Here is a 20,833-nt window from a genome sequence, read left to right on the forward strand (position 1 = left end):
CCATGATTGGCCCTTTTTTTGTGGCTGTAAATTATTTTTTTTCGCGAAAAAAATAAAGCCTTTTAAATGGGTATTATAAGCGCAGTGAATTTATGGGGGTTTTATTGTGCGTTTTAGAATATTGATACTTCTATCGCTTTTGTTTTCGCAAAATACTTTTGCTCTAACTGAGTTGGAAAAAGAGAAGCTTAAACAAGCATTAGATACTTTGGAAGTTGCTAAGCAAATAATCAGGGAGGCTAAGAAGGAGTCTTCAGAAACCGATCCTGTGCGTTTGAAGTATGAGCGACTGTTGTTCGATATAGGCGAAGTTCAGTCGGCGGTTAAAAGACATGTCGTGTCTCCGTCTAGAGTTCCGCGTGAATTGAAAGAACTTCACTTGGATTATAAGTAGGTTTACGTGTCAGAAGGAGGGTTCGAACGCGGAGCAGGTATTAGTGAGTCGGCAGTAGCCGCCGGATTTGATTGGTTGCTTGTCATTATCATGATCGTTGCTGCGGTCATGATTATTTTAGGGGCTTGGGGGGCATGGTCTTCTGGGCAGTTGAAAACTGAGAAGTTGATGTTTTATTCAATTAGAGCGTTAGTGCTTTTAGTTGTAACGGTAGTTTTATTTGGAGCTGTGGTGTGATTATGAAATTTAATATTAAGAAAAAAGTATCTTCGTTGTTATCAATGGTGACACTGATATTTGTTCAATTTCAAGTGTGGGCTGAAACTGATTTGCCTCTTGCTGATGAGGTAGCTGAACAGGCCGAAGATAAAAGTGTGTTTGAGTTTGCTGCATACATTATTGGTGGTGCTATTGGTGTTGTTCTTTTAGCGTTGACAGGCTTTGCATTTGTTCAATCGCTCAGTTCGACGTTAACTGCTTTTAAAGAGTGGCAAGACGGTAAGGGTAATCTTCAGGAACTCGGTATGAAGGTTGGTGTATCTGTTCTGTTGCTCGTTATTTGTATTGTGATAATTGGCTTTGGTTACGCGGCGTTTGAAGAGTACCTTTAATGGATGAAACTGATTTTACCGACCAGTTTGTACCTACCTTTGTAAATCAAGAGCCGGAGGTTATCAAAGGTCTAACCCAATTAGAACTAATGTTTTGCTTAGGTTTTGGATTTGTTTTTGGTGTGGTTTCAGCGGTGCTGATTGGTATTTTTGTTGGCTTGATTGCGGGTTTAATCTCAATGATATTCTTAGGAATTTTGTCGGGTTTTATTCTAGCTAAAAAAATCAAAAGTATTAAGGCTGGTAAACCTAAAGGGTATATGAGCGTTGCTTTAAGAAAAAGAGCAATTAGCTGGTTTGGTAATTCAGTTAATAAAGAAGGTTTTTACCTTTTCGATGAGCGTCTAACTATTGGGCGCTCGGATATTCCAATGTTTGAAGTTGTGGAGCGTAGGGAGGAAGATGATGAGTAAATCAGATAGGATGCTTGATGAAAAAAATAAAACTATCCGTTGGCTTACGATTATCATCGGTTTATTGATAGCTGGTTTGATCCATGCACATATGATGGTCGCTAACATGCCTAAAGAGTGGTCTTTTTGGACTCCCCCGAACATCGATGCAGGGGGTAAGTCGAAAATAGGGCTTATTCCCGATGTGGAGGCATATAATTTTTCTTTTTTAATTTTCGCAAATATTAATACTTGGCTAAATGATGGAGATAAAGAATATCCCAAAAAGCTTCAGCAGTTTAAGTATTACATGTCTGAAACCTACGCTAGTAAGTTGAAGAAAGAGTATGAACAAGATCAAGGTAGTTATCGCAATCGCCTGCGTTCGGTTGAATTTGTGCCTAAAGCAGATGGTACTCCAAAATATTCAGTGCGACCTATAGATAGAAATAAATTTGAAGTTGAAGCTGTATTAAGGGTTAAAGATAGTATCAGTGGTACTGTTATTTTTGACGAAGAACGACGCTATTTTTTCACTGTGAGAAGTGCTTATGTTCCACGCAGAAACAATCCTTGGCAGATGAAGATTGTTGGTGAGTATCAGCGTTATACTTTGGAGAAGAAGCGTGTTTAGGTTGTTCATTGTTTTGATGATGTTTGTAAGTGTTGTAAATGCTGAAACATTTGTTGAGGCTAACGATGGTGATGAGATCCGCGTTGTTGTACCGTTTGTTAAGAACCTTGACAAAAAAATAATATTTGAAGAGCCAGTGGCTATTGGTGCTACTGGTGCTTTTAAAAATGTTATTAGAACGCAATCTATCGGTAATACAGTTTACTTTACAGCTAAGACTACTTCTGACAGAAGGTTCAGAATTGTAGGAAAGGGTCAACAATCCAAGAAAGTCTATACCCTTTTGGTTTCTATTAGCGAAAGAGCAGATGATGCAGATGGTATTAGAGTTGTTTCCCCTGGTAAATCATTTGGATTAACAAGAAGCGCCGGTAAAAGTGAAGTGACCCCTATTGAGTTAGTTCGTTTTGTCTCACAAACTCTGTTTTCCCCTTCGTATGCTATTGAACCTTTATCTGGGGTGAGAATGGTTGGTCATTCGTTACCAGATGATCTCGATTTTCTATATGAAGGAGCCAGTTTAGATATTGCACCAATAAGAGCATACAGGGCTGGTAAATGGACTGTTACGGCATTAAAAGTCATTAACAAAAGCCAATTTGAAGAACATTCATTAAGCCCTGATAACTTAATGAAGATATATCCCAGAGTTAATGCGGAGGGTGTTGTTGCTCAACATGAATATTTAGGTGTAACCGAAGATGATAATTCTTCTGTTATATATGTTGTTTCTAAGGATGCTCTTGCAAAAAACTTAAAGGTGGGTCGTTAGATGGCAGGTAAATTATCAAGCTCACCTGCTTTAAAGTTGAGTGGGTATGTCGGCGCTGCTGTTTTGCTTTTTTTTGGCGGTAGTTATTTGTTTACCAGTGAGCCAGAAGTAGGTAAATCAACAAATGGTAGCCAGTCGAGCCAAAAAGATACTGATGTAGATCAAGGCCCGACTGCTGGTAGTGAACCTGGCGCTTTAACAAATGATGTTAGACAGCTCTATGCTCGTTTTAATGAGCTTCAATCTGAAAACAATCAATTAAAAGATGAACTAAAGGATTTTAAAAAAAATGGTGTTACTAACAATACACCAGTAGAAGGACAAAATAATATCAGTGAAGAGCAGATAGAGAATATGGTAGCGAAGCTGGTAAGTGAACAAGTAAAAGGTGAACTTGGTACCAGCAATATGAATGTAGATCAAACTACTGATGATGCATTATTGGATTTCGGTTCATTGAACGACGAAAATAAACGCAAAGGCGCGGGTGTCACCTTGAATGGTTATAAAGTTTCTACACAGTCAAATGGTGTTGGCCAAAAAAGTAGTAATGAAGATTCAATCGAATGGATTGTACCTGAAGGTGTGGAGAGTTCTGAAGAGGGTGGCTTGTCAGGATTTCTTTCTGAAGCAAAAGACACTATCCCTTTTAACAATGCCAAATCTGAAGAACAGCGGCGTAAAGAGCAACTAATTCAATACGCGACTATCGATGCTGACGCGATCTTGTTCGGTGCTATATCATTAAATGCCTTAATTGGCGTAACACCTACAGATGGAAGCGTTCAGTCTCCATTTCAATTTAAAGTTGAGTTGGGTCAGGAAAACTTAGCTACATCTGGTGTATATATGCCAGATATTGCACTTATGCGTTTTTCAGGTTATGCGGTAGGTGAATGGGCTACCGGTTGCGTTGAAGGACGTATTACTAGCGCTACATTTGTTTTTAATGATGGTGCTATCGCTTCCATTACGCCCGTTGACCCAATGAAGGGAGGGGGTGGCGGTAAAAACAATTCCATCGGTTATCTAAGTGATCGTCATGGAACACCATGCATAAAAGGTGAGAAGCATTCAACACTGTTAGAGTACGCTTCAATCACTGGCTCACTTTCTGGTTTGAGTGCTATTGGAGAAGGTTTGTCTAATGCACAATTTGATATCGATAAAACATCAACTGGTTTAACCCAAGCCTTTACAGGGAATCAATTAGAACTTGCGGTAGGTGATGGTCTTAGCGGTGGTATTAACGCTATAAATCAAGTGGTAGCACAACGTTATGCAAACGTTAGGGATATCGTCGTAGCACCTGCAGGTGAATATGTTTTAAATATGACAAAGCAATTAAATATTGATTATGACCCTAACGGTAGAAAACTGATTAATGATGATTTTGATTCTGAATTGGAGGCATATCGTGAAGAACAACGTATTGTTACTGCTACTAATTAGTTCCATTGTTGGTTGCTCTAGTAGGTCGGATGACCTTTTCAATAATGAAGGTAAGCCGACAATGCTAGAAATGCATGAAAAACACAAACAAGGCCTCTACGGAAATCGTATCGAAGAAGCGCGTAAACAATTCAGTGTGATCGATAACTATAAAGAACAGAAAAGAGTGACGTTTAATGATGACCTTCGTTTACCTAACCCAGAATTAGAATTTGTCGTTTTCCCTAAAAGAAATCCAGATGGTTCAGTTAGCCCACAAACGGTAAAGCGTTTTAGTATGTATCGTCAAGTCCATTACCAGACTGGAGGTTATTAATGAAAGTGTTAGATCGCATTAATGTAGTAGCAGATAACTTTATGGATGCATTTAGAATTCATGACACATCGCCTTCGGAAATGGTTACATCTGCAGATTTGAAAGCACAATATCAAAGGCCAACGTCTTTTACGGATAAATTACCCTTTATTGAGTACCTGCCTTCAGAAGAAATGTTTTTAAAACATGACTGTTTTAGCGTAGCTGCTGGGTTTGAAATAAAAACCATAAATACAGAAGGTTTTCCATTAAAAACTAAAGCCGCATTTAGGGATCAGTTAATGCGTGTTTTAAGAGATAATGTCCCACAAGAAGCTGATAATCCGTGGGTGGTAGAAGTTTTTTTCTCAAATACATACAGCTTAGACAGAGTTGCAGATTCATTTGTTAATTTTTCAAGTAAAAGCACTATTAGGGATGCGGTAAAAGAGTCATTAGATCAGATCTATTCACGACACCTCAAAGGTGTTGCCGGTGAAAAAGGTATTTTTGTTGATGAGCAAGTAACCAAGTTACCGTTCGGTGGCAAAGAAACTGTTGGCCGTATGTTTCTTTATCGTCGTAGAAACCGTAAGCAGGTGCTCGATGAAACGCCTGTTGATGAGCTTAATATAGTAAGAGACAGACTTGTTCAATCCATTAAAGATATTGGCGATGGTGTGGCCATTACTAATATGACTGGCGAAAAATACTATGAATGGATGTTTAGATGGTTTAATCCTAACCCTGATATCACAGACGGTGATGTTGATAAAGCATTGAAAATGTTTGCCTATCCAGGCGATGATAATGTACCTGTTGGTCGCGATTTTTCTGGAATGCTTACTTTAACACCACCTAAGTCTGTTGTTGATAAAGGGATGTGGGAATTTGATGGTATTAAGCATAAATATATGCCGGTAAATGTTATTCGTGGTGCACCTAAAATCGGGGCCTTTAGCGCCCCGACGGAAGGAGTTTCACTTTTTGATAAGTTGCCATCCGGTACAACATTCGCAATGAAAATCACATTCATTGATAAAGATTCGGTGGAAACTGATATTAGCCGTATTGAGAAGTCAGCTATTGGTGATGGTGCTGTTGCTCAAGAGGCAAGAGAAGAAGCCGCACATGTAAAAGAAATATTGCTAAAAGGTGGTACGCTTTTACCTGTGGAAATGGGATTTTATGTTAGAGCAAAACATGAGAATGGATTGCGTCGAGTATGCAATAAAATTAAAGGAGCTGCTGCAGACGTCCAATTGCAAGTGTTGGATGATAAATTTGATTTAAAAGCCTGTGATAATTATTTCAGAATGATGCCAGGTAACTACAGACCTGATTTGAATAAGACTAGAGCTACTACGGTGAAGTGCTCATTAGAACATGTAGCCAATTATTTTCCTTTACTTGGTCGCGGTGTGGGTTCTGGAACGTGTGTTCAGATGCAGTTCAATCGCGGTGGTGAAGTGATGGCATTTGATACAATTGGAGATCGATTATCAAATTCACACAAGGTAATTATCGGGGGTTCAGGAGCCGGTAAATCTGTGAAACTTGTTGAAGAGTTGTTCGAGTATGTGGCCCAGTATAATGCGCAGGTTTTCATTATAGAAAAAGGCGACTCATTTAAACTTGCTGTTGAATACCTTGAGCGTTTAGGTAAATCAACTAATCAGATAAAACTTGACTCCAAAAGTAAAACTGTATTACCTCCTTACGCAAATGCTTATAGAGCACTTGATGCTGAAGAAGACTTCGAAGAGGCTATAAATAATCCTCGCGATGTATTCAAAGATACATACGCAGAAGTTGAAGCTATGGCAGACCCTAGTGTTCCACCTCCAGACGATCTTGAGCAATTTGGTGTTGATGTTGAGGATGAAGATAAGGATTATCTGGGTGAAATGGAATTAATGACTCGAATTATAGTTACAGGTGGTAATGCTGCAGAAAATGCAAAGCTAAAACCTGCAGATCAGTCATTCATTCGGAGAGCAATTCTTAACGCTGCTAGAAAATGTTTAGCACAGTGCGAGTTTGTTTCGGTTAGCGACACTAATCAATTGGTGGGTAAGTCTGGAGCTGTAATAAAGAACAAAGAGGGGGAGTTTTACTGGCTCGACAGGGAAAGCAATACAGTAATAACAGGTAAAGATAAGGAAAGCGCCGTCCCTTCGGTAAAGTTTTTCGCTAACAAAAGTGGTATTCAATTAAACGTTAATAAATTTAAAGGAGATAATGGTCAGCTAAAAGATTACAAAGGGAATATGGTCTTATTCCTAACCAAACCGCATCCATTAATTTCAGATGTTGCTTTAGAAATGAAGCAGCTTATGGAAGATGATAAGTTTATGCGGGAAGAACAAAAGAGCAGGGTTTATGAGTTTGGTGAAGGTATGAACAACTTCACTATGGGTCTTGCTGGTAAGCTTTTTAATAAACACGGCCAATTATTCCCTGATGTAGATATTACTCATATTGATATGGGTGATACAGTTAAAGCCGGTAAAGAGGCTGAGTTAGCTGTTGCGTACGCTTCTGTTCTAAACTCAGTTACAGATTTAGCTGAAGCTAAACAATACTCAGGCCGTCCGATCCTTGTTATTACTGATGAGGGCCATAACTTTGTATCTAAAACCTCTAAAGCATCTGAAATTTTAGTACCTGCAATTGTTAAGATCGTAAAAATGATGCGGAAATTAGGTTGTTGGTATTGGATTGCTACGCAAAATATTAAAGATTTTAGTGATGAAGCTGCAGCCCTACTCAAGCTTGCTGAATGGTGGGAGGTGTTGTTAGTGCCTGAAGGTGAGGATGAGGATATAGCTAGGTTTAAACGACTTAGTGATGACCAAAAGGCAATATTATCTAGCGTAACAAAAGAACCCAGGAAATATACTGAAGGGTTCATTATGTGCGCGAATAAAAAGATTAATAATCAGATATTTAGGAATATTCCGCCTTCAATTATACTGGCTCTTGCAATGTCAGATCCAGATGAGAAGAGGGCTAGAGCATCTATAATGAAACAACATAACGTTTCAGAACTGGATGCAGCGCTGATTATGGCAGATGAGCTTGACCAGGCAAGGGGATTTGCTATGGCTGCTTAGATAATTTCTACATGTAGAAAAAGGCTGGCTTTGTGCTGGCCTTTTTTCGTTTTTGTCACTTATAAACTTTATTTTTTTCGAGGAAAAAATATCGAAATTAAATCATTAGAATAGCTTGCATAGATTAAGAGGCGATTTAATGAAGCAGTTATTCACATTATTAACAATTGGTACTTTGTTGGCAGGTTGCCAATCTACGCTACCTGAACCTATCGAACATAAGCGTGAGCCTAATGCAGTAATTCAATTTGCTGCTAATCATTCGTATTTCAATAATGCTGAAGGATTGAAGCAGGTTGTGGCAGGTAACCCAGCGTTGATAGTTGTTAATGCCACTGACAGTAATGTAGGTGTGGCTAAAAGTCGTGCAGAACGTATTGTGAAGTTAATGGAAGCGCATGGTGATTTATACGCGGCCTATCGTTACACGGTTCATCCTGAAGATGCTGATTTGGCCGAAGTCTTTGTGCTTGATGAAAATGAATCACTTCAAAGTTTATTAGCGGTCGTTAATGGCCAGTCTCTTGATCGTACATTGGGTAAGTATTTCTCTGAAGATAAAGTGCGTTTGTTGGAACGTGATATTTCAAGATCGAAGTTCGTTGTTGAAAAAGAAGATTCGTTAGACGTTCAGCTTAAAAAGTTAATTAAACAATTTGGTTGGAGCGTTTCGGCGTTGCCTGATTTTAGAGGGGAAGATGGTGTCGTGGTTAAGTCTGTGGCATTTGAAATGGATTTGGTAGTTGGGGATGTTAGCCAGCTAACCGGTAGTGAAATCACTGAGGTTATCAATCGGTGGTTTGGTGTTTATTCAGCGGTTGAGGGTGATTACAAGGTTGCCGTGGACTCTGTAAATAAAGGTGTGGTGATTTACTAATGAAAAAAACGTATTTAGCCCTGTTGTTGGCAGTGGCAACCAGTGTTTCGGCAGAGCAAAGTGCTGTGTTGGGGGTTCAAGTTTTAAGTGAGCCTACTTCAAAAGAGAAGGAGTTACTTGCGGAGCTTGAAGCTGAGCAGGAAAAAAGTGAACAGCAACAACAAGAGAGTCTTTTAGCTCAACGTTCTTATGTGTACCAGGGCGGTTTTAGAGAGAACTTTGAGAGACTTGCTACACAATGGGACTTTGCTCCTGTTATTTGGGATGAAAAAGTCAATAACTGTGTTTGGGAGCAAGTCACAGAGTATGAAATTAAGGACACTAAAACGGGTGAGCCATTTTTCGACTCGCGTGATGTGCTTTTTTTCTATGCGGATACATTGGATTTCGTTCCACGTTTTAATGATATCGATAAGTCGGTGGTGATGATTTACCAAGGGCCGGAAAATAGGGTGAGTGATTGTGCATATTAAATTTATAACTGCAGCGTTAGCGGCTGCTTTAATGGTTGGATGTACTTCTATCGAGCTTAAAGGTGATCCTACGATAGATGAGTCATTGGCTAATGCAGAAAGAGAAAAAGCAGAAGCCATTAAAAAGCAAAAGTACATTGTTTCTCAAAAACCTTACGCGAAGGTAAAGCCTAAGAGTAAAGATGATGTTGCAGAAACATGGTTGTCATCTATTAAGTTGTCATTAAACAACGATGTAGATAACCGCTATGGAGTTTCATTAAAAGAGATTCTTCGTAGCTTTAATGAGGCAGGTATCAATATTGTTACTAACTTGCCGGTTAATGATTATTACTACCGTGGATTTCCTATTAAAGAGGGCACCGATGCACTTTCAGCACTCCATATTCTGACAGAGCAACTGGGTCTAGATTATATTGTTCGTCATGACGGTAATGATTCAGGTTATGTCTCGATCATTGAAATGGGTACCACTGAGTATCGTCTTTATGTGCCTGATGTTGTCGCTGCTTTATCTATCGTTTCACAAAGCGAAAGTAGCCAGGGCGGTCAAGGCAGTCAAGGTGGCTCTAGTAGTCAACAAGGTGGTCTTTCTGGTGGGCTAAATAGTTCTAATTCATCGTCTGGTGACAGTCCTGAAGGTGGATCTTCGCAGGTATCTTCAGGTGGATCTGGTAATTCTGGTCAGGGTAGTCAACAAGGTAACGGTAGTACGATGTATTATCAAAATGCCTTTTGGTCTAAATTGGAAACTGAACTTGAAAGTATGATGACAGTTCTTATGCCTAAGCAGGAGCGTCTAGTTGGCCCAGATGGTTTAAACGGTGGGAATAACACTGCTGGAGAAAATGCTGATAACCCTTTTGAGAAGGTGGAAATTGGTCAAGTTACGGTAAACAGTTTAACTGGTCATATTAGTATTTCCGCTCCACGTCATATTCGAGATCGTGTTGTTAAATATCTTGAGCACCTAGATGATGAAGTAAACACTAGAATGGTGGTTGAAGCTAAGATTATTGCGGTTAATCGTAATAGTGAGAGTTCGCGAGGTCTAGATATACGTGCTTTTGCTGAAATAGGTTCAAAGTACGGTCTTAATTTGATGAATAATGGTCTTGGTAATCTAAGTTTTTCAGATGTTGATGGAGGTGGTTTCTTTGGTGTCGCTGCAGATAATGCTTTAGCGCAATCTTTGATTGGGATTACAAAAGCAGATCGTACATTTTCAGCATTCGCTGCCTTCCTTGAAAGTTATGGTGAAACAAAGTCTGTTGGTGAGTTACGTGGTAGCTCAAGAAGCGGCAGAACATTAAATCTTTCTGTTACTTCAAATGATCCTCGACTTCGTTCAAGTGTGCAAACAGCTACCAACGAACAAGGCACTACAACTGGGGGATCATCTTCGGAACGAGATGAGAACATTACAGGTACAGAAGCTAAAATAACGCCGTCATACGATGCTAAGCGTGGTGTCGTTCATAGTCTAATTGACATTCAGTTGGTTCTTGACGCTGGTGAGAATATTGATCAGGAAGTAATTGTTGCTGGCACTAATATCCAATTGCGTGATGTGCGTCTTCAAAGGACGGCACAGGTAACGGTTCAATCTGAAACTGTAACAAGAGCGGGTGAGGTCGTTTTAGCGGGTGGATTCAGAACCGTTACTGAAGTAAGTGACGAGTCTGGTGTAACTGATTTACGCAATACTGCAATTGTTGGTGATGTTTTTGGTAATAAAGCCAAGCGCACAAAAATAACTGATTACTATGTTTTGTTGACTGTCGATAAGCGTAACTATCGGGATCTCTACTAATGCGCAATATGAAAACTATCAAGGGACAAAAAGGGTTTACCCTTGCTGAACTGGTGATAGTAATGATCGTTATCGGCATTATGTCACCTGCACTCTACTCTTATTTTGCTGCTGCGAACGCAAAGTCTGAGCAAGTGTATCAACTTAATGTCATGAGCGAAAACCTGACAATCGCCCAGGCACTCAGGGCTTTTGCAGGGCAAGAAAATAATGGTCTACTACCGGCTCCTTATACTGGTGGTGGCTATCAAAATGCTCCTGTTGATGTAGCTAATGCTACGTTAACTGAGTATTTATCGAGGGGTAATATTGGGTCAGATCGTTTTAATGATGACGGCTCAACTAACCAAAACGTTCGGTATTTAGAGTTATTAAACCCTAAGCCTACTTACCAAATGCCTATTGTGGGTAACGCTGCTGAAACAGTAGCATTGGTTTATGACAGAGGGGTTTTATATCAAACAGCATGTGGTTTAAGTGATGTTTGCAATGATGGTACACCTGGTACATCTGCTGCCTATGCTGCAGTTGGTTGGGAAGTTACCGGTACTGATGTGGCTCCTGTTCAAATTAGTACTTTGGATATTCAACAAGGCCTATGGCGTGAAACGTGGCTTAGGCTATCGGAGGTTCGTACAAAAATAAGAAACGCATTTAATGCTCAGGTGGCCGCATCTGCTGCCGGTGATCCTACAAACTTTTTCTTTAGACCGGACTTAGGTACGTCTCCTGATTTATCAGGAGCTGACCCCGCAACAAATCAAGGGTGTCGTGATGGCTGGTATCAGCTTAATAGTAACGATGTCAATGTACTTCAATTTTATGGACTTGAGCCTGTCAGTATCTATGCGGAAACGTCATGGGGTGGCAGGGTAGAGTATTGTCCGGACTACGACCCTAATGATGGAGGTGTTGATGCACTTCCACATATAGGGGCTATCAGAATCAATCGTCAAGTGACGACTGGTAATGCGCCAGGTGGTGCAATAGCGGGAAATTTAATTCTCGTTATCTAAGTAAATAAAAAACTCATAGTAAAGAGGAATATAAAGCTTATGAATAAGCAAACAGTAAATAAAATGGGCGGTTTTACTTTGGTAGAGCTTATCGTTGTAATCGCAATTCTTGGTGTTCTGGCTGCATGGGGTGCTCCTAAACTTAAAGGTTATCTTGAATCGGCAAAAGGTACTGCTATGGGTGAAGCAATTCAAACAGTCGATGAAGAAATAACGTCATTAGCTAACACTCACCGTATATCTAACTGTGCAACTAATACTCGATTAGTTGCTGCAGGTAATAACTATTTAGACGTTATTTATAATGGCTCTGCATTTGTTCTTGCTGCAGAACAAGGGTCTTATGAGCGTCTGCCTCATGCTATTAACACGAATGCATTTTCTGAAATTACGGCTGCTGGAGCGGGTGCTGCTGGTACTTATGAAGTGCAAGGTATGCCCTTCACTATTCAGCCTTGCACAGCGACTGAGAATGTTTATCGCTTGCAAAGCGTAACATCAGATACGTTGGGTGCTTATTTGGATACATATCACCCTGCAATTGCCGCTGCATTTGACCCTGCAGTTGCTGTAAATGCGGGTGCTGTACGTTATACGGCTGCAGATGCGAACGACGAACATCAAGTTGATATTTATATTCGTCGCTAATCATTAGAAGGTTTTAGATTAACTATGGGTTATGTGGTCTTTATATTCGCAATGGTTGGGATCAGTTTAGCTGCCACTCAGGTTGATATTTACAACGTGAGTGCAGATAGGTTAATGCTTGACGAAGACCAAGCAAGGATCACAGCGGTAGGGAATGCTCTAAACCGTCACTTGATGGTTCGAGGCACCCTACCTGTCTCGCTCAATGCGTTAATTGGAACTTCTGGGTTTGAAGATGTCACCTGGGCTGTAACTGACGATATGGGTTACAGCGTGACTACGTTGAATGATGCAACAATGGATGCACGTTTTGATAGAGGTGTAGTTTTCTATAAATCCAATAGGGATGAAACGGATGCTGATTGGTTGGCTAACAATGACTGCGGTGCAGGAACATTTGCTAATGGCCTTCAATGGTGCAAGGAAGATCAATCTGTTTATGCAGTGGTAAACACTTTGGAGTATCAGCGATATCTAGCTAATGAATCGATATATAAACTGGATATTTTGGCTCAACAAATATTTGCTAGTAGAGCAAATACTGGTGATTTTCCTAATGAACACGCTGCAGGTACTTTGGCTGAAGGAGAGTTAATTACTATACCAGATGCTGTTGGTTATGTTGGAACACCAGAAGCTTGTAATGGGGTATTCAACTTTGATGGTGCAATTATTACCTGTGAAATGATGTTCAATATAGACGGCTCTGCAGTTCGATATATTTATGAAAATTCAACGAACGCTGTTATTTACGTGAATCAGCCATATTCAAATACGGCTGGTGTTACCTATCGTGTTGCAAGGCCATTGAGAGATTTATAAAAATGAATGTAATTGATTTAGTAAAAGCTTGGGGCTGGGAAGAGCCAGACGATGCGCCTAATTGGTTAAATACCTTGGCCGATGAGTACACGGATTTCACTGAACGAAAATTAAGAATGGGTGAAATATTAGTTGAACGCGGTCTTGCAAAAAAAGCAGATATTGAACATTGGTTGAGAAAGAAAAGTGATAGAGAGCAAATGGGAACGTTTTTACAGAATGATAAAAATGTACCGGCTCGTGTAAGAAATAATGTTGTACCGGCAATAGCCGCTACAGAAAGTTATCTGTTACCTTTTTTTGATAGTTTGATAGATAAAGAAGGGGTGCAAATAGCCCCGCCTTTATATGCCAATGATAGCATTCAAAAAGAGTGTATTGATATCAATGCTGTCCTACTTAAAATTGCGTCGAATGATAATTATATCCTTGTATTTGCTACGCTTGATGGGTATGAGAAATACAAACATCGACCTATGGTGGAGCGTGTTGAAAGTGCTATTGAGAAGGAAGTTGGAAGAGTTTATTTCGGTGTTTCCAATAACCAGATTGTTGCTGATGTTCTTCGTGATATTAATAGTGGAAAGCAAGTAAGTGAAGTTGACTCATTTGATTTGATTGAATCTGAAATGATGTCAAGCGGGGATCCGATTCAAAACGCAATAGCATTGATGTTCAATGCCATCATTCAAAATGGTGGCTCAGATTTGCATATTGCCCCTCAATTAAAAAATGACACTGTGCATGTTAAAGGACGATTTAAAACCCGTCTTAAAATGCTAGGTACTGAACATCAAATTGACAGACAATTATATTATGGTGTTCGGGATTATTTGGTTGCAAAAACACAAGCAACCCAGCATAGAGCGCCTGTTTTCGTGCCTGTTGATGGTGCTGCATTAACATATCATCGTAAAAATGGTGAGAAAGTGCGCCTCCGTCCTAGTTTTATGCCCGTTGGTATAGACACGATCCCAGAAAAAAATGCTGTCAGAACCGTTTTTCGTTTTTCAGCGCTTGACGCTGATGTGCGTCGTATCCGTGATTTAAACCTGCATCCAAAAGCTAAAGAGTTGTTCATGGCTATGTGCTCTAGTAAAGGAAAAATGGCTGTTATGGTTGGCCCAATGGGATCAGGAAAAACTACAACAATGTACGCCGGTTTACAGGCAATTTTAGATCTTTCTCAAGGTAGTCAGTTAATCGCTTCAGTAGAAGACCCTATTGAAGCGGTTATTGAGGGGGTAGACCAGATACAAATCAGTTACCAAGCAAGACAAAATAAATTGGGATATGACCATTATTTGAAAAGTTTCGTGCGTCAGGATACGAACGTACTTTATCTAGGGGAAATTCGTGATAGGGAAACTGCAGAAACTGCAGGGCAGTTTTCAGCTATCGGTAATAAAATTCTTACTACTATTCATGGTGCAAACGAAATGGAGGGACTTTCGCGACTGATGACTATGTTGCGACGCAAAGATGATCAGTTCCTATTGGCAAGTAATCTAAGTTACGTTTTTACACAGCGTATTGTTCCGGTGTTATGTGATCACTGTAAAAATGAAATAGAAGTTACTCCAGATATGAGAGACAGCATAATGAAAGTTGTTGGCCCTAAAGCTGGTGTAGAGTTTGAAAAGATTCAAAAAAATATACCAGGGAAAGCCTTCGCTGCAGGTGAAGGCGAGTGTGGTCATTGCAGTGGTGATCGGTATACGTCAGTAAGGCCTGTTCTGGGAGTTTTGACAATCACTCCAGAAGTGAGAAAGTTGATGCTATCAGATGATGTTAATCGAGAGGAAGAGATTGCTAAGCTCCGCGACATTACTATGTACGATCAGGTATTAGAAATGATCGTAGAGGGGGAAACTGATATTAAGGCGTTGGATTTATGAGTAAGGTTAAATCAAAAGATGTTCCTAGTGTTTTAGATTTGTTTCTCGCGTATATGGGTAGCACTGGCAATATTGCTATGTCACTAAGAGAGACAGGTGAAACATTTAAATCCTATAAGTCTGCATTTGATGCCGCAGCACAGGATGTTGAACAGAACGGTACGAGTCTTAAAAATGCATTGGAAAAGCAAGATATTTTCTCTGAAGAAGTTATTTCACTATTAAACGCTGGTAGCGTCGGTGGAAAATTAGAAACGGTGATCCCAGAAGTTTCTAAATCATTAAAATACATGCAAGAAGTTGGCTCGGGTATTCGTGGAGTCTTAATATTTCAAGGGGGTTTATTGCTTCTAATGGCTATTGCCGCCCCTTATTTGATACACCTTGTTAGTGGTCAAGTAAAAGACCCAAATAGCAGTGTAGCTATTGCAAACGCCTATATCGTGCAAATGGTTGATACATTTCCTTATATCGAATATTGGTATCCAATTGCTTTGGTTGTCGGGATTGTTGGTGCTTTTGTTAATAGCGCCATAAGAATGAAATTAGTTTCATTGTTTGCATCTTTACCTGGTCTTAAAAGTGCGATTGTTAACTTTCAAACTGGTACTTGGTGCCGCTACATGGCCTTAACTACAAGTGCCGGTATTGGTTTAGAAGATTCAGAGCGTTTACTTAGAAAATCATTAGTACCACAAATAAGTGAACCCTTTGAGATATTAATCAAATCATCTGCAAGTGGTTGGACTAAAGCTTTTAATTTTGAAAATGAAGATCCAAGAACTCGCATTCCAAGAGTTGTACTTGCTTTTATTCGGTCAGGTGCTCAAACAGGGCGTTTAGAGGAACAATTAAATCTAGCAGCTGATTATCAATTGGTGTTGGCAAAAAAACAATTTGAAGCAATGACCAAAATTATCAGCTTAATGGTTATGTTAATCACAGCAAGTGGAGTCCTAGCATTGGGCGCACAAGTATATGGGTCGAGGTTGTAAGAATGGAAAAGTTTAAATTCATCGGTGCTCCTACAGATGCTGAAGGCCTTCAGAAAAACCAACAAGCGGTTTTAACAGGTAGAGCAGCATTCGTTAAAATACAAAAAAAAGGTGAAGTTGCTAAAGATTATGAAGGTTATTTAAGGCAAACAAAGATTGCTTTACGTGGTAGTAAAAACGCTATGGTGTCGTATATTAACCAAGCGGTAGCTTCTAATTTACGTAATAGACAAGTCCTTATAAGTACTTATGCGTTGATGAAATTCTTCACCAACGAAGTGTATCGTCGAAAAATCAAAGCGCCGGTTATTTTCTTGTATGTTTATAAACTTTTAGACACTGACGGTCGCTGTCGAGAAATTAATGTTGAGCACTTCGCGTTTAAAAATGGGAAGTTGGAAACACTTGGTGAGAGTCTTGGCCTATCTGAAGGTCTTTTTCAGCAACATTTCATGAAAAAAATAGACGATTCGCGTACTGGTGATTACGTTGATTCGCAAGTCTATGTTTATAGTGCAGAGCCTTTAAAATTTAACCTTGAATCTACATACGTCACTGTGAAAGGTAATGAGCCTTTTGAATTAAGTAATAATGTATTTAAAAAAACAAGTGATGAATGGTTTGGCCGGTTCGTAACTGACAGCATTATCGGAGTTGAAAAAAAAGGGACTGTTTTACCTATTAAGGAGGTGTTCTTGCCTGTTGCTCTTTCTACTATTTGTGTTGCTGCGTTGTTTGGATATGCCGAGCTGAAAGAAAGTGAGTTTAAGAGTCTTCAGAAGAAGTACCATGCTTTCGAACAGCAAGTCGATGGATTGCCTGACCAGGGCCTTTTGAAGCGCTGGGATGATCGCCGCCTATTTTGGAATAAAATGGCATCAAAACCGAATCCAGTTATAGTTCAACGTGATGTAATTGGTTCTTTGAGTATGGTTTCTAAATCTGACCCTTCACTTGGACTTAATCTTGAACGCATGGAAGTAAAAATGACTACCCCTTTGGTTGTTCAAGAGCAAGAATTTAACGTTGAGCTAGAGCTAGCTGTATTGCCTTCAATTTATGACACTCCTGAAGAACAAGCTTCAAGAGTAGCTTCTATGTTCACTCAAGCATTGGGAACAAAACTTCAAGGGCATCTTGATGTTTGGGATGACATTGTTAGCAGGACTATCAATGGGAAGAGATTTAATATAGTAAAAATATATTTTAACCATATTGAATCTACTCAAGGCCAAAAAGGAGATCAGTTATGAAATTAGATATAAAGGCCTACGCATGGATTTTGTTTGCAGTGATTGCATACATTACATTTAGTGCATACGTTGATATTTCTAAGCAATGGGAAAGTAAAATTAAAAATCAGCGTCAGAACAACTACCAGGTTACAACAAGCCAAAATCATTGGGAAGAATTAGCCTTATTTCGCGAGGATTGGGAAAAGTTTTTTACTGTGGAAGGTGATGCTTCTGCGTCTAGGCATGAACTTTTTAAACAATTAAAGCTTAATCAAATAGGGTTAGAACCTACGCAAAGTAAAATTGTAAAAAGTGATACATCAGTCGTTGTACATGAAGGAAAGCAAATAGGCCTTTCTAAAACATGTGTGAAGAATATGCCGTCAGGATTCGGATTTAAAGGAACGTCGGTGAGTCAATTGTTGGCTTCACTTAACAGTTTGCATAAACGAAAAAGCGTTGCATTTGGCGATTTAAAATTAATCAATAAAAACGGTAAAGCAGAAGTTAGTATTGATGATTTATGTGTTTATATGCGAATTAGTGAGGTATCAGCATGAGTGCTTTAAGTAAATATCAAAAGTATGTGCCGTTAATTGGTATTCTTGTGATTTTTATCATTTCACAGATTATCAGCGACATTTATACAGGTATAGAGAAAGACGCAAAAAGGGCAAAGGTACTTGGTCAAGCAGAAGCTGTTAGCAATGAATCACAATTAGCTATTTCTGATAGTTTGCCATTGGTTCGCTATGAAGCGGCAGACAATGAAACTGACACCGAACAGTTTGATGAAGGATTATTTTCAGCAAGGGTAGTTCAGCAAACCTATGTAGCTCCAGAAATAGATGAGGCTCCTTCATTTAATGTTAATAGCGAAATTAATCGTTATTTAACGCTGGTAGGTACAGACAAGCGTGGTGCTTATATTAATGGGCGTTTCTTTATGATTGGTCAAAATATTGATGAATTTAAGGTAAAGAATAAAGAGGGGGAATTAGTATCTCCAAAGTTAGTTTCTGTTGAAAAAAAGAGTGCAAAGGTATCCGTTAGCGGTGAAATAGCAATTATTAGGTTTGGCTCATGATTGCGAGTATTAGGCATAATTTTCCGTTCCTATATAGATTTATTTTATTTGCTCTAATTTTAACCGTCATCACAGTGTTATCGTATATAGCGTTAATTGTTATTAGTCAAACGAATAACAAAATCAGCTCTTTAGCTAGTGCAATATATTGGGAAAGTAGAGCTGTTTTGTATGATGGCCCAGACAAAGTTTCTGTAACACCTGCAGAGCATTTTGTAGCAGAAATTAAAGGTCTTAGATCTGATCGTCAAGTTGTCTTTAGTAAGTGGGGGGATGGTGGTTTCGTTCTCATCGAAGCTGAACTAGCTGACCTTGATATTGTTAACTTTCAAGGCGCTAAATCTATCGTTGATAGATATAAAGGCAAAAAAATATTCGTTGATTATTACCAATATAGCGATGATGGTAAGGTCAAAGATGCAGTAGTGTTGTGGGATGAGTTCGATGCACCTATTAACGCAGAAATAGTTGAAAGACATTTTGCAAAGCCGGTTGAAACACCTCCCACAAACATAGTTAATACGTTAATGGCTAAGCATTTTTGGAAGTTATTTAAAGAAGGGTGAAATTGAAATGAAGACTATTTCTTCTATGTTGGCCGTGTGTATTATCGGATTGTCAGGTTCTGCTTTAAGTGCTGAATGGGCGCATAAAAAGGACACGTTTGACCAACGTGGTCAAGTAACCTTAAAGGATGCTGCAGGTAATACCTGGGGCCAGAATAATGACGAGGCCTATAGGGGGCTTTCATCTACATCATCCCCTACCGTTTTGAATGTTACAGTTAATATTGGTGAGGTAACTATTCCTGCTGCTAAAGAGGAAGAGGTTACTTTCAGTTCACCTGCTTCAGATAGTAATACTCTTAGAGCAAATTTATCAGAGAGCTTTATTAGCAATAAAACACTAATTGAAATAGTAAGTATGTCTGGGGGTGCTCAAAGTGATTGGTGTGATAAGCCTTATAATTCACCTGATTATACAGTAAATGGCATTTTGGCCAGGTTAGATGTTAGCGGCGGATATAGTGGGGGAAATACTACTGGTGTGGTATCTACTGCGGGAGGTGGTGTTAGGAGGTGCCATACTAATGCTGGTAGTATAAATGTTACAGCTAAAGTTATTGAAGTGGAAAGTGGAACGGTTCAGCGGTATCAGTGGACGATTGGCGCTGGTACCACGCAAACATTTAATGTAACTGGTAGTACAGACCAAAGTAAAATGGTGGCACATGCCAGTAATGGCGTTAGATGTCAGTGGAGCGCTCACCCATATAATAGCCCCACATCATATAGTGTCTATGTTGTGAATGATATGTCGTTTGACGGTTCTACCGGCGAAGCAACATTCACTACTAACTCCGCTTATGGAGGTTACAATTGTAGCAGCGCCGTTATTGTTGCGTATATATGGACTCCATAGAAAACTAAGATAGAAAAATATTTATCAAGCCCCATTAGGGGCTTTTTTGTTGGGATAATAGTGATAGCTATTAAAGTGGAACTTGAAGGACTGATATGAAAATCAATAAATTAATTAAAGCTATGAGTGTAGCAGGGGTTTTAGCGTTAAGCGGTTGTGCGGCAACTGATGGGACAGGTTTAGCAGATTCGTTGGAAGTGTCAACCAAGATGAGTAGTACTATCTGGCTTGATCCAGTGGGTTCGGATAAGAGAACGATATTCCTATCCCTTCGAAATACTAGCGATAAAGATATGAATATTGCTAATCAAATTAGTGAAGCTATCGTTAGCAAGGGTTACAAAGTGGTTACTAACCCAGATGAAGCCCATTATTGGATCCAGGGAAATATCCTGAAGGTTGGAAAATCTACTGACGAAGAAACTGACTCATTCCTAGATACCGGCTTCGGTGGTGGTGTAGTCGGTGGTGTCCTTGGTTCAACGATTGGTGGTGGCAATGGTAAAACGGCTGCTACTGTGGGGGGAGCATTGGCAGGTTATTTAATTGACAAGGCATTTGAAGATACTATGTATACGATGGTTACTGACTTGCAGATATCAGAAGCTTCAGATGAGACTGTGTTATCTAAATCTAATCACCAATTATCTCAAGGTAATTCTGGTTCAACTGTGCAAGTGTCAGAAAAAAGCGGTAATCGCAAAAAATACCAGACTCGAATTGTATCTACAGCGAGTCAATCCAATCTTGCCTTTGATCAAGCTAGACCTGAATTGGAATCCGGTTTAATACGTTCTATCTCTGGCCTTTTGTAATGAGGTTTTGGGTCGTTTTACGGCCCTTTTTTTAAAAAATATTCTACATGTAGAAATTAGATCTGT

The 20,833-nt window shown here is 39.5% G+C and carries 23 protein-coding genes; all 23 read left to right on the forward strand.

Features of this window, described 5'->3' with window-relative positions:
• Positions 1–106: 106 nt before the first annotated feature.
• The 23 genes from PULV_RS01705 (at position 107) to PULV_RS01815 (ending at position 20,767) form a co-directional block, all read left to right on the forward strand.
• Positions 107–394, forward strand: a complete 288-nt coding sequence (locus tag PULV_RS01705; RefSeq protein WP_193330757.1) for an RAQPRD family integrative conjugative element protein — start codon at positions 107–109, stop codon at positions 392–394.
• Between the two features lie 6 nt (positions 395–400).
• Positions 401–631: a DUF3262 family protein gene (locus tag PULV_RS01710; protein ID WP_193330758.1), complete on the forward strand. Its 231-nt coding sequence runs from the start codon at positions 401–403 to the stop codon at positions 629–631.
• A gap of 2 nt (positions 632–633) precedes the next feature.
• Positions 634–1,005: a DUF2976 domain-containing protein gene (locus tag PULV_RS01715; RefSeq protein WP_193330759.1), complete on the forward strand. Its 372-nt coding sequence runs from the start codon at positions 634–636 to the stop codon at positions 1,003–1,005.
• On the forward strand, positions 1,005–1,418 hold the full coding sequence (locus PULV_RS01720; RefSeq protein WP_193330760.1) for a DUF3487 family protein: 414 nt from the start codon (positions 1,005–1,007) through the stop codon (positions 1,416–1,418). The genes PULV_RS01715 and PULV_RS01720 overlap by 1 nt, the downstream gene beginning before the upstream one ends.
• The gene (locus tag PULV_RS01725) at positions 1,408–2,031 is read left to right on the forward strand and encodes a DUF2895 family protein (protein ID WP_193330761.1); all 624 of its coding nucleotides are present in this window, start codon (positions 1,408–1,410) and stop codon (positions 2,029–2,031) included. The genes PULV_RS01720 and PULV_RS01725 overlap by 11 nt, the downstream gene beginning before the upstream one ends.
• Positions 2,024–2,803, forward strand: coding sequence for a DUF3438 family protein (locus PULV_RS01730; RefSeq protein ID WP_193330762.1), 780 nt, complete (start codon positions 2,024–2,026; stop codon positions 2,801–2,803). The genes PULV_RS01725 and PULV_RS01730 overlap by 8 nt, the downstream gene beginning before the upstream one ends.
• Entirely contained in the window at positions 2,804–4,255 is a 1,452-nt protein-coding gene (locus PULV_RS01735) for a hypothetical protein (RefSeq protein ID WP_193330763.1), read from the forward strand.
• Between the two features lie 61 nt (positions 4,256–4,316).
• Entirely contained in the window at positions 4,317–4,571 is a 255-nt protein-coding gene (locus PULV_RS01740) for a hypothetical protein (RefSeq protein WP_193330764.1), read from the forward strand.
• Entirely contained in the window at positions 4,571–7,666 is a 3,096-nt protein-coding gene (locus tag PULV_RS01745) for a TraC family protein (RefSeq protein ID WP_193330765.1), read from the forward strand. The genes PULV_RS01740 and PULV_RS01745 overlap by 1 nt, the downstream gene beginning before the upstream one ends.
• A 139-nt stretch (positions 7,667–7,805) precedes the next feature.
• Positions 7,806–8,543 (forward strand): hypothetical protein, encoded by a 738-nt coding sequence (locus PULV_RS01750; protein WP_193330766.1) that lies wholly within the window; start codon positions 7,806–7,808, stop codon positions 8,541–8,543.
• Positions 8,543–9,016, forward strand: coding sequence for a hypothetical protein (locus tag PULV_RS01755; RefSeq protein ID WP_193330767.1), 474 nt, complete (start codon positions 8,543–8,545; stop codon positions 9,014–9,016). The genes PULV_RS01750 and PULV_RS01755 overlap by 1 nt, the downstream gene beginning before the upstream one ends.
• Entirely contained in the window at positions 9,006–10,829 is a 1,824-nt protein-coding gene (locus PULV_RS01760) for a hypothetical protein (protein WP_193330768.1), read from the forward strand. Before PULV_RS01755 ends, PULV_RS01760 begins: the two co-directional genes overlap by 11 nt.
• An 8-nt stretch (positions 10,830–10,837) precedes the next feature.
• Positions 10,838–11,845, forward strand: a complete 1,008-nt coding sequence (locus PULV_RS01765) for a type II secretion system protein (RefSeq protein ID WP_193330769.1) — start codon at positions 10,838–10,840, stop codon at positions 11,843–11,845.
• Positions 11,846–11,884: 39 nt separating this feature from the next.
• Positions 11,885–12,493: a type II secretion system protein gene (locus tag PULV_RS01770; protein WP_193330770.1), complete on the forward strand. Its 609-nt coding sequence runs from the start codon at positions 11,885–11,887 to the stop codon at positions 12,491–12,493.
• Between the two features lie 24 nt (positions 12,494–12,517).
• A complete protein-coding gene (locus tag PULV_RS01775) occupies positions 12,518–13,315 on the forward strand; it encodes a hypothetical protein (RefSeq protein ID WP_193330771.1) in 798 nt (265 codons plus the stop codon).
• A gap of 2 nt (positions 13,316–13,317) precedes the next feature.
• The gene (locus PULV_RS01780; protein ID WP_193330772.1) at positions 13,318–15,213 is read left to right on the forward strand and encodes an ATPase, T2SS/T4P/T4SS family; all 1,896 of its coding nucleotides are present in this window, start codon (positions 13,318–13,320) and stop codon (positions 15,211–15,213) included.
• Positions 15,210–16,208, forward strand: coding sequence for a type II secretion system F family protein (locus PULV_RS01785; RefSeq protein ID WP_193330773.1), 999 nt, complete (start codon positions 15,210–15,212; stop codon positions 16,206–16,208). The genes PULV_RS01780 and PULV_RS01785 overlap by 4 nt, the downstream gene beginning before the upstream one ends.
• A 2-nt stretch (positions 16,209–16,210) precedes the next feature.
• Complete coding sequence (locus PULV_RS01790; protein WP_193330774.1) at positions 16,211–17,461, forward strand: hypothetical protein; 1,251 nt, start codon at positions 16,211–16,213, stop codon at positions 17,459–17,461.
• The gene (locus tag PULV_RS01795; RefSeq protein WP_193330775.1) at positions 17,458–18,003 is read left to right on the forward strand and encodes a hypothetical protein; all 546 of its coding nucleotides are present in this window, start codon (positions 17,458–17,460) and stop codon (positions 18,001–18,003) included. Before PULV_RS01790 ends, PULV_RS01795 begins: the two co-directional genes overlap by 4 nt.
• On the forward strand, positions 18,000–18,530 hold the full coding sequence (locus tag PULV_RS01800; protein WP_193330776.1) for a hypothetical protein: 531 nt from the start codon (positions 18,000–18,002) through the stop codon (positions 18,528–18,530). Before PULV_RS01795 ends, PULV_RS01800 begins: the two co-directional genes overlap by 4 nt.
• A complete protein-coding gene (locus PULV_RS01805; RefSeq protein WP_193330777.1) occupies positions 18,527–19,096 on the forward strand; it encodes a hypothetical protein in 570 nt (189 codons plus the stop codon). Before PULV_RS01800 ends, PULV_RS01805 begins: the two co-directional genes overlap by 4 nt.
• A gap of 7 nt (positions 19,097–19,103) precedes the next feature.
• Complete coding sequence (locus tag PULV_RS01810) at positions 19,104–19,952, forward strand: hypothetical protein (RefSeq protein ID WP_193330778.1); 849 nt, start codon at positions 19,104–19,106, stop codon at positions 19,950–19,952.
• Between the two features lie 95 nt (positions 19,953–20,047).
• Entirely contained in the window at positions 20,048–20,767 is a 720-nt protein-coding gene (locus PULV_RS01815; protein WP_193330779.1) for a complement resistance protein TraT, read from the forward strand.
• The last annotated feature ends 66 nt before the right edge of the window (positions 20,768–20,833 follow it).

The organism is Pseudoalteromonas ulvae UL12 (genome assembly GCF_014925405.1).
Classification (GTDB): Bacteria; Pseudomonadota; Gammaproteobacteria; order Enterobacterales; family Alteromonadaceae; genus Pseudoalteromonas; species Pseudoalteromonas ulvae.

Coding starts and splice junctions, on each gene's coding strand:
- PULV_RS01715 (WP_193330759.1), top strand. CDS start 634: ATGAAATTTAATATTAAGAAAAAAGTATCTTCGTTGTTATCAATGGTG.
- PULV_RS01720 (WP_193330760.1), top strand. CDS start 1,005: ATGGATGAAACTGATTTTACCGACCAGTTTGTACCTACCTTTGTAAAT.
- PULV_RS01725 (WP_193330761.1), top strand. CDS start 1,408: ATGATGAGTAAATCAGATAGGATGCTTGATGAAAAAAATAAAACTATC.
- PULV_RS01735 (WP_193330763.1), top strand. CDS start 2,804: ATGGCAGGTAAATTATCAAGCTCACCTGCTTTAAAGTTGAGTGGGTAT.
- PULV_RS01740 (WP_193330764.1), top strand. CDS start 4,317: ATGCTAGAAATGCATGAAAAACACAAACAAGGCCTCTACGGAAATCGT.
- PULV_RS01745 (WP_193330765.1), top strand. CDS start 4,571: ATGAAAGTGTTAGATCGCATTAATGTAGTAGCAGATAACTTTATGGAT.
- PULV_RS01750 (WP_193330766.1), top strand. CDS start 7,806: ATGAAGCAGTTATTCACATTATTAACAATTGGTACTTTGTTGGCAGGT.
- PULV_RS01755 (WP_193330767.1), top strand. CDS start 8,543: ATGAAAAAAACGTATTTAGCCCTGTTGTTGGCAGTGGCAACCAGTGTT.
- PULV_RS01765 (WP_193330769.1), top strand. CDS start 10,838: ATGAAAACTATCAAGGGACAAAAAGGGTTTACCCTTGCTGAACTGGTG.
- PULV_RS01770 (WP_193330770.1), top strand. CDS start 11,885: ATGAATAAGCAAACAGTAAATAAAATGGGCGGTTTTACTTTGGTAGAG.
- PULV_RS01775 (WP_193330771.1), top strand. CDS start 12,518: ATGGGTTATGTGGTCTTTATATTCGCAATGGTTGGGATCAGTTTAGCT.
- PULV_RS01780 (WP_193330772.1), top strand. CDS start 13,318: ATGAATGTAATTGATTTAGTAAAAGCTTGGGGCTGGGAAGAGCCAGAC.
- PULV_RS01785 (WP_193330773.1), top strand. CDS start 15,210: ATGAGTAAGGTTAAATCAAAAGATGTTCCTAGTGTTTTAGATTTGTTT.
- PULV_RS01790 (WP_193330774.1), top strand. CDS start 16,211: ATGGAAAAGTTTAAATTCATCGGTGCTCCTACAGATGCTGAAGGCCTT.
- PULV_RS01795 (WP_193330775.1), top strand. CDS start 17,458: ATGAAATTAGATATAAAGGCCTACGCATGGATTTTGTTTGCAGTGATT.
- PULV_RS01800 (WP_193330776.1), top strand. CDS start 18,000: ATGAGTGCTTTAAGTAAATATCAAAAGTATGTGCCGTTAATTGGTATT.
- PULV_RS01805 (WP_193330777.1), top strand. CDS start 18,527: ATGATTGCGAGTATTAGGCATAATTTTCCGTTCCTATATAGATTTATT.
- PULV_RS01810 (WP_193330778.1), top strand. CDS start 19,104: ATGAAGACTATTTCTTCTATGTTGGCCGTGTGTATTATCGGATTGTCA.
- PULV_RS01815 (WP_193330779.1), top strand. CDS start 20,048: ATGAAAATCAATAAATTAATTAAAGCTATGAGTGTAGCAGGGGTTTTA.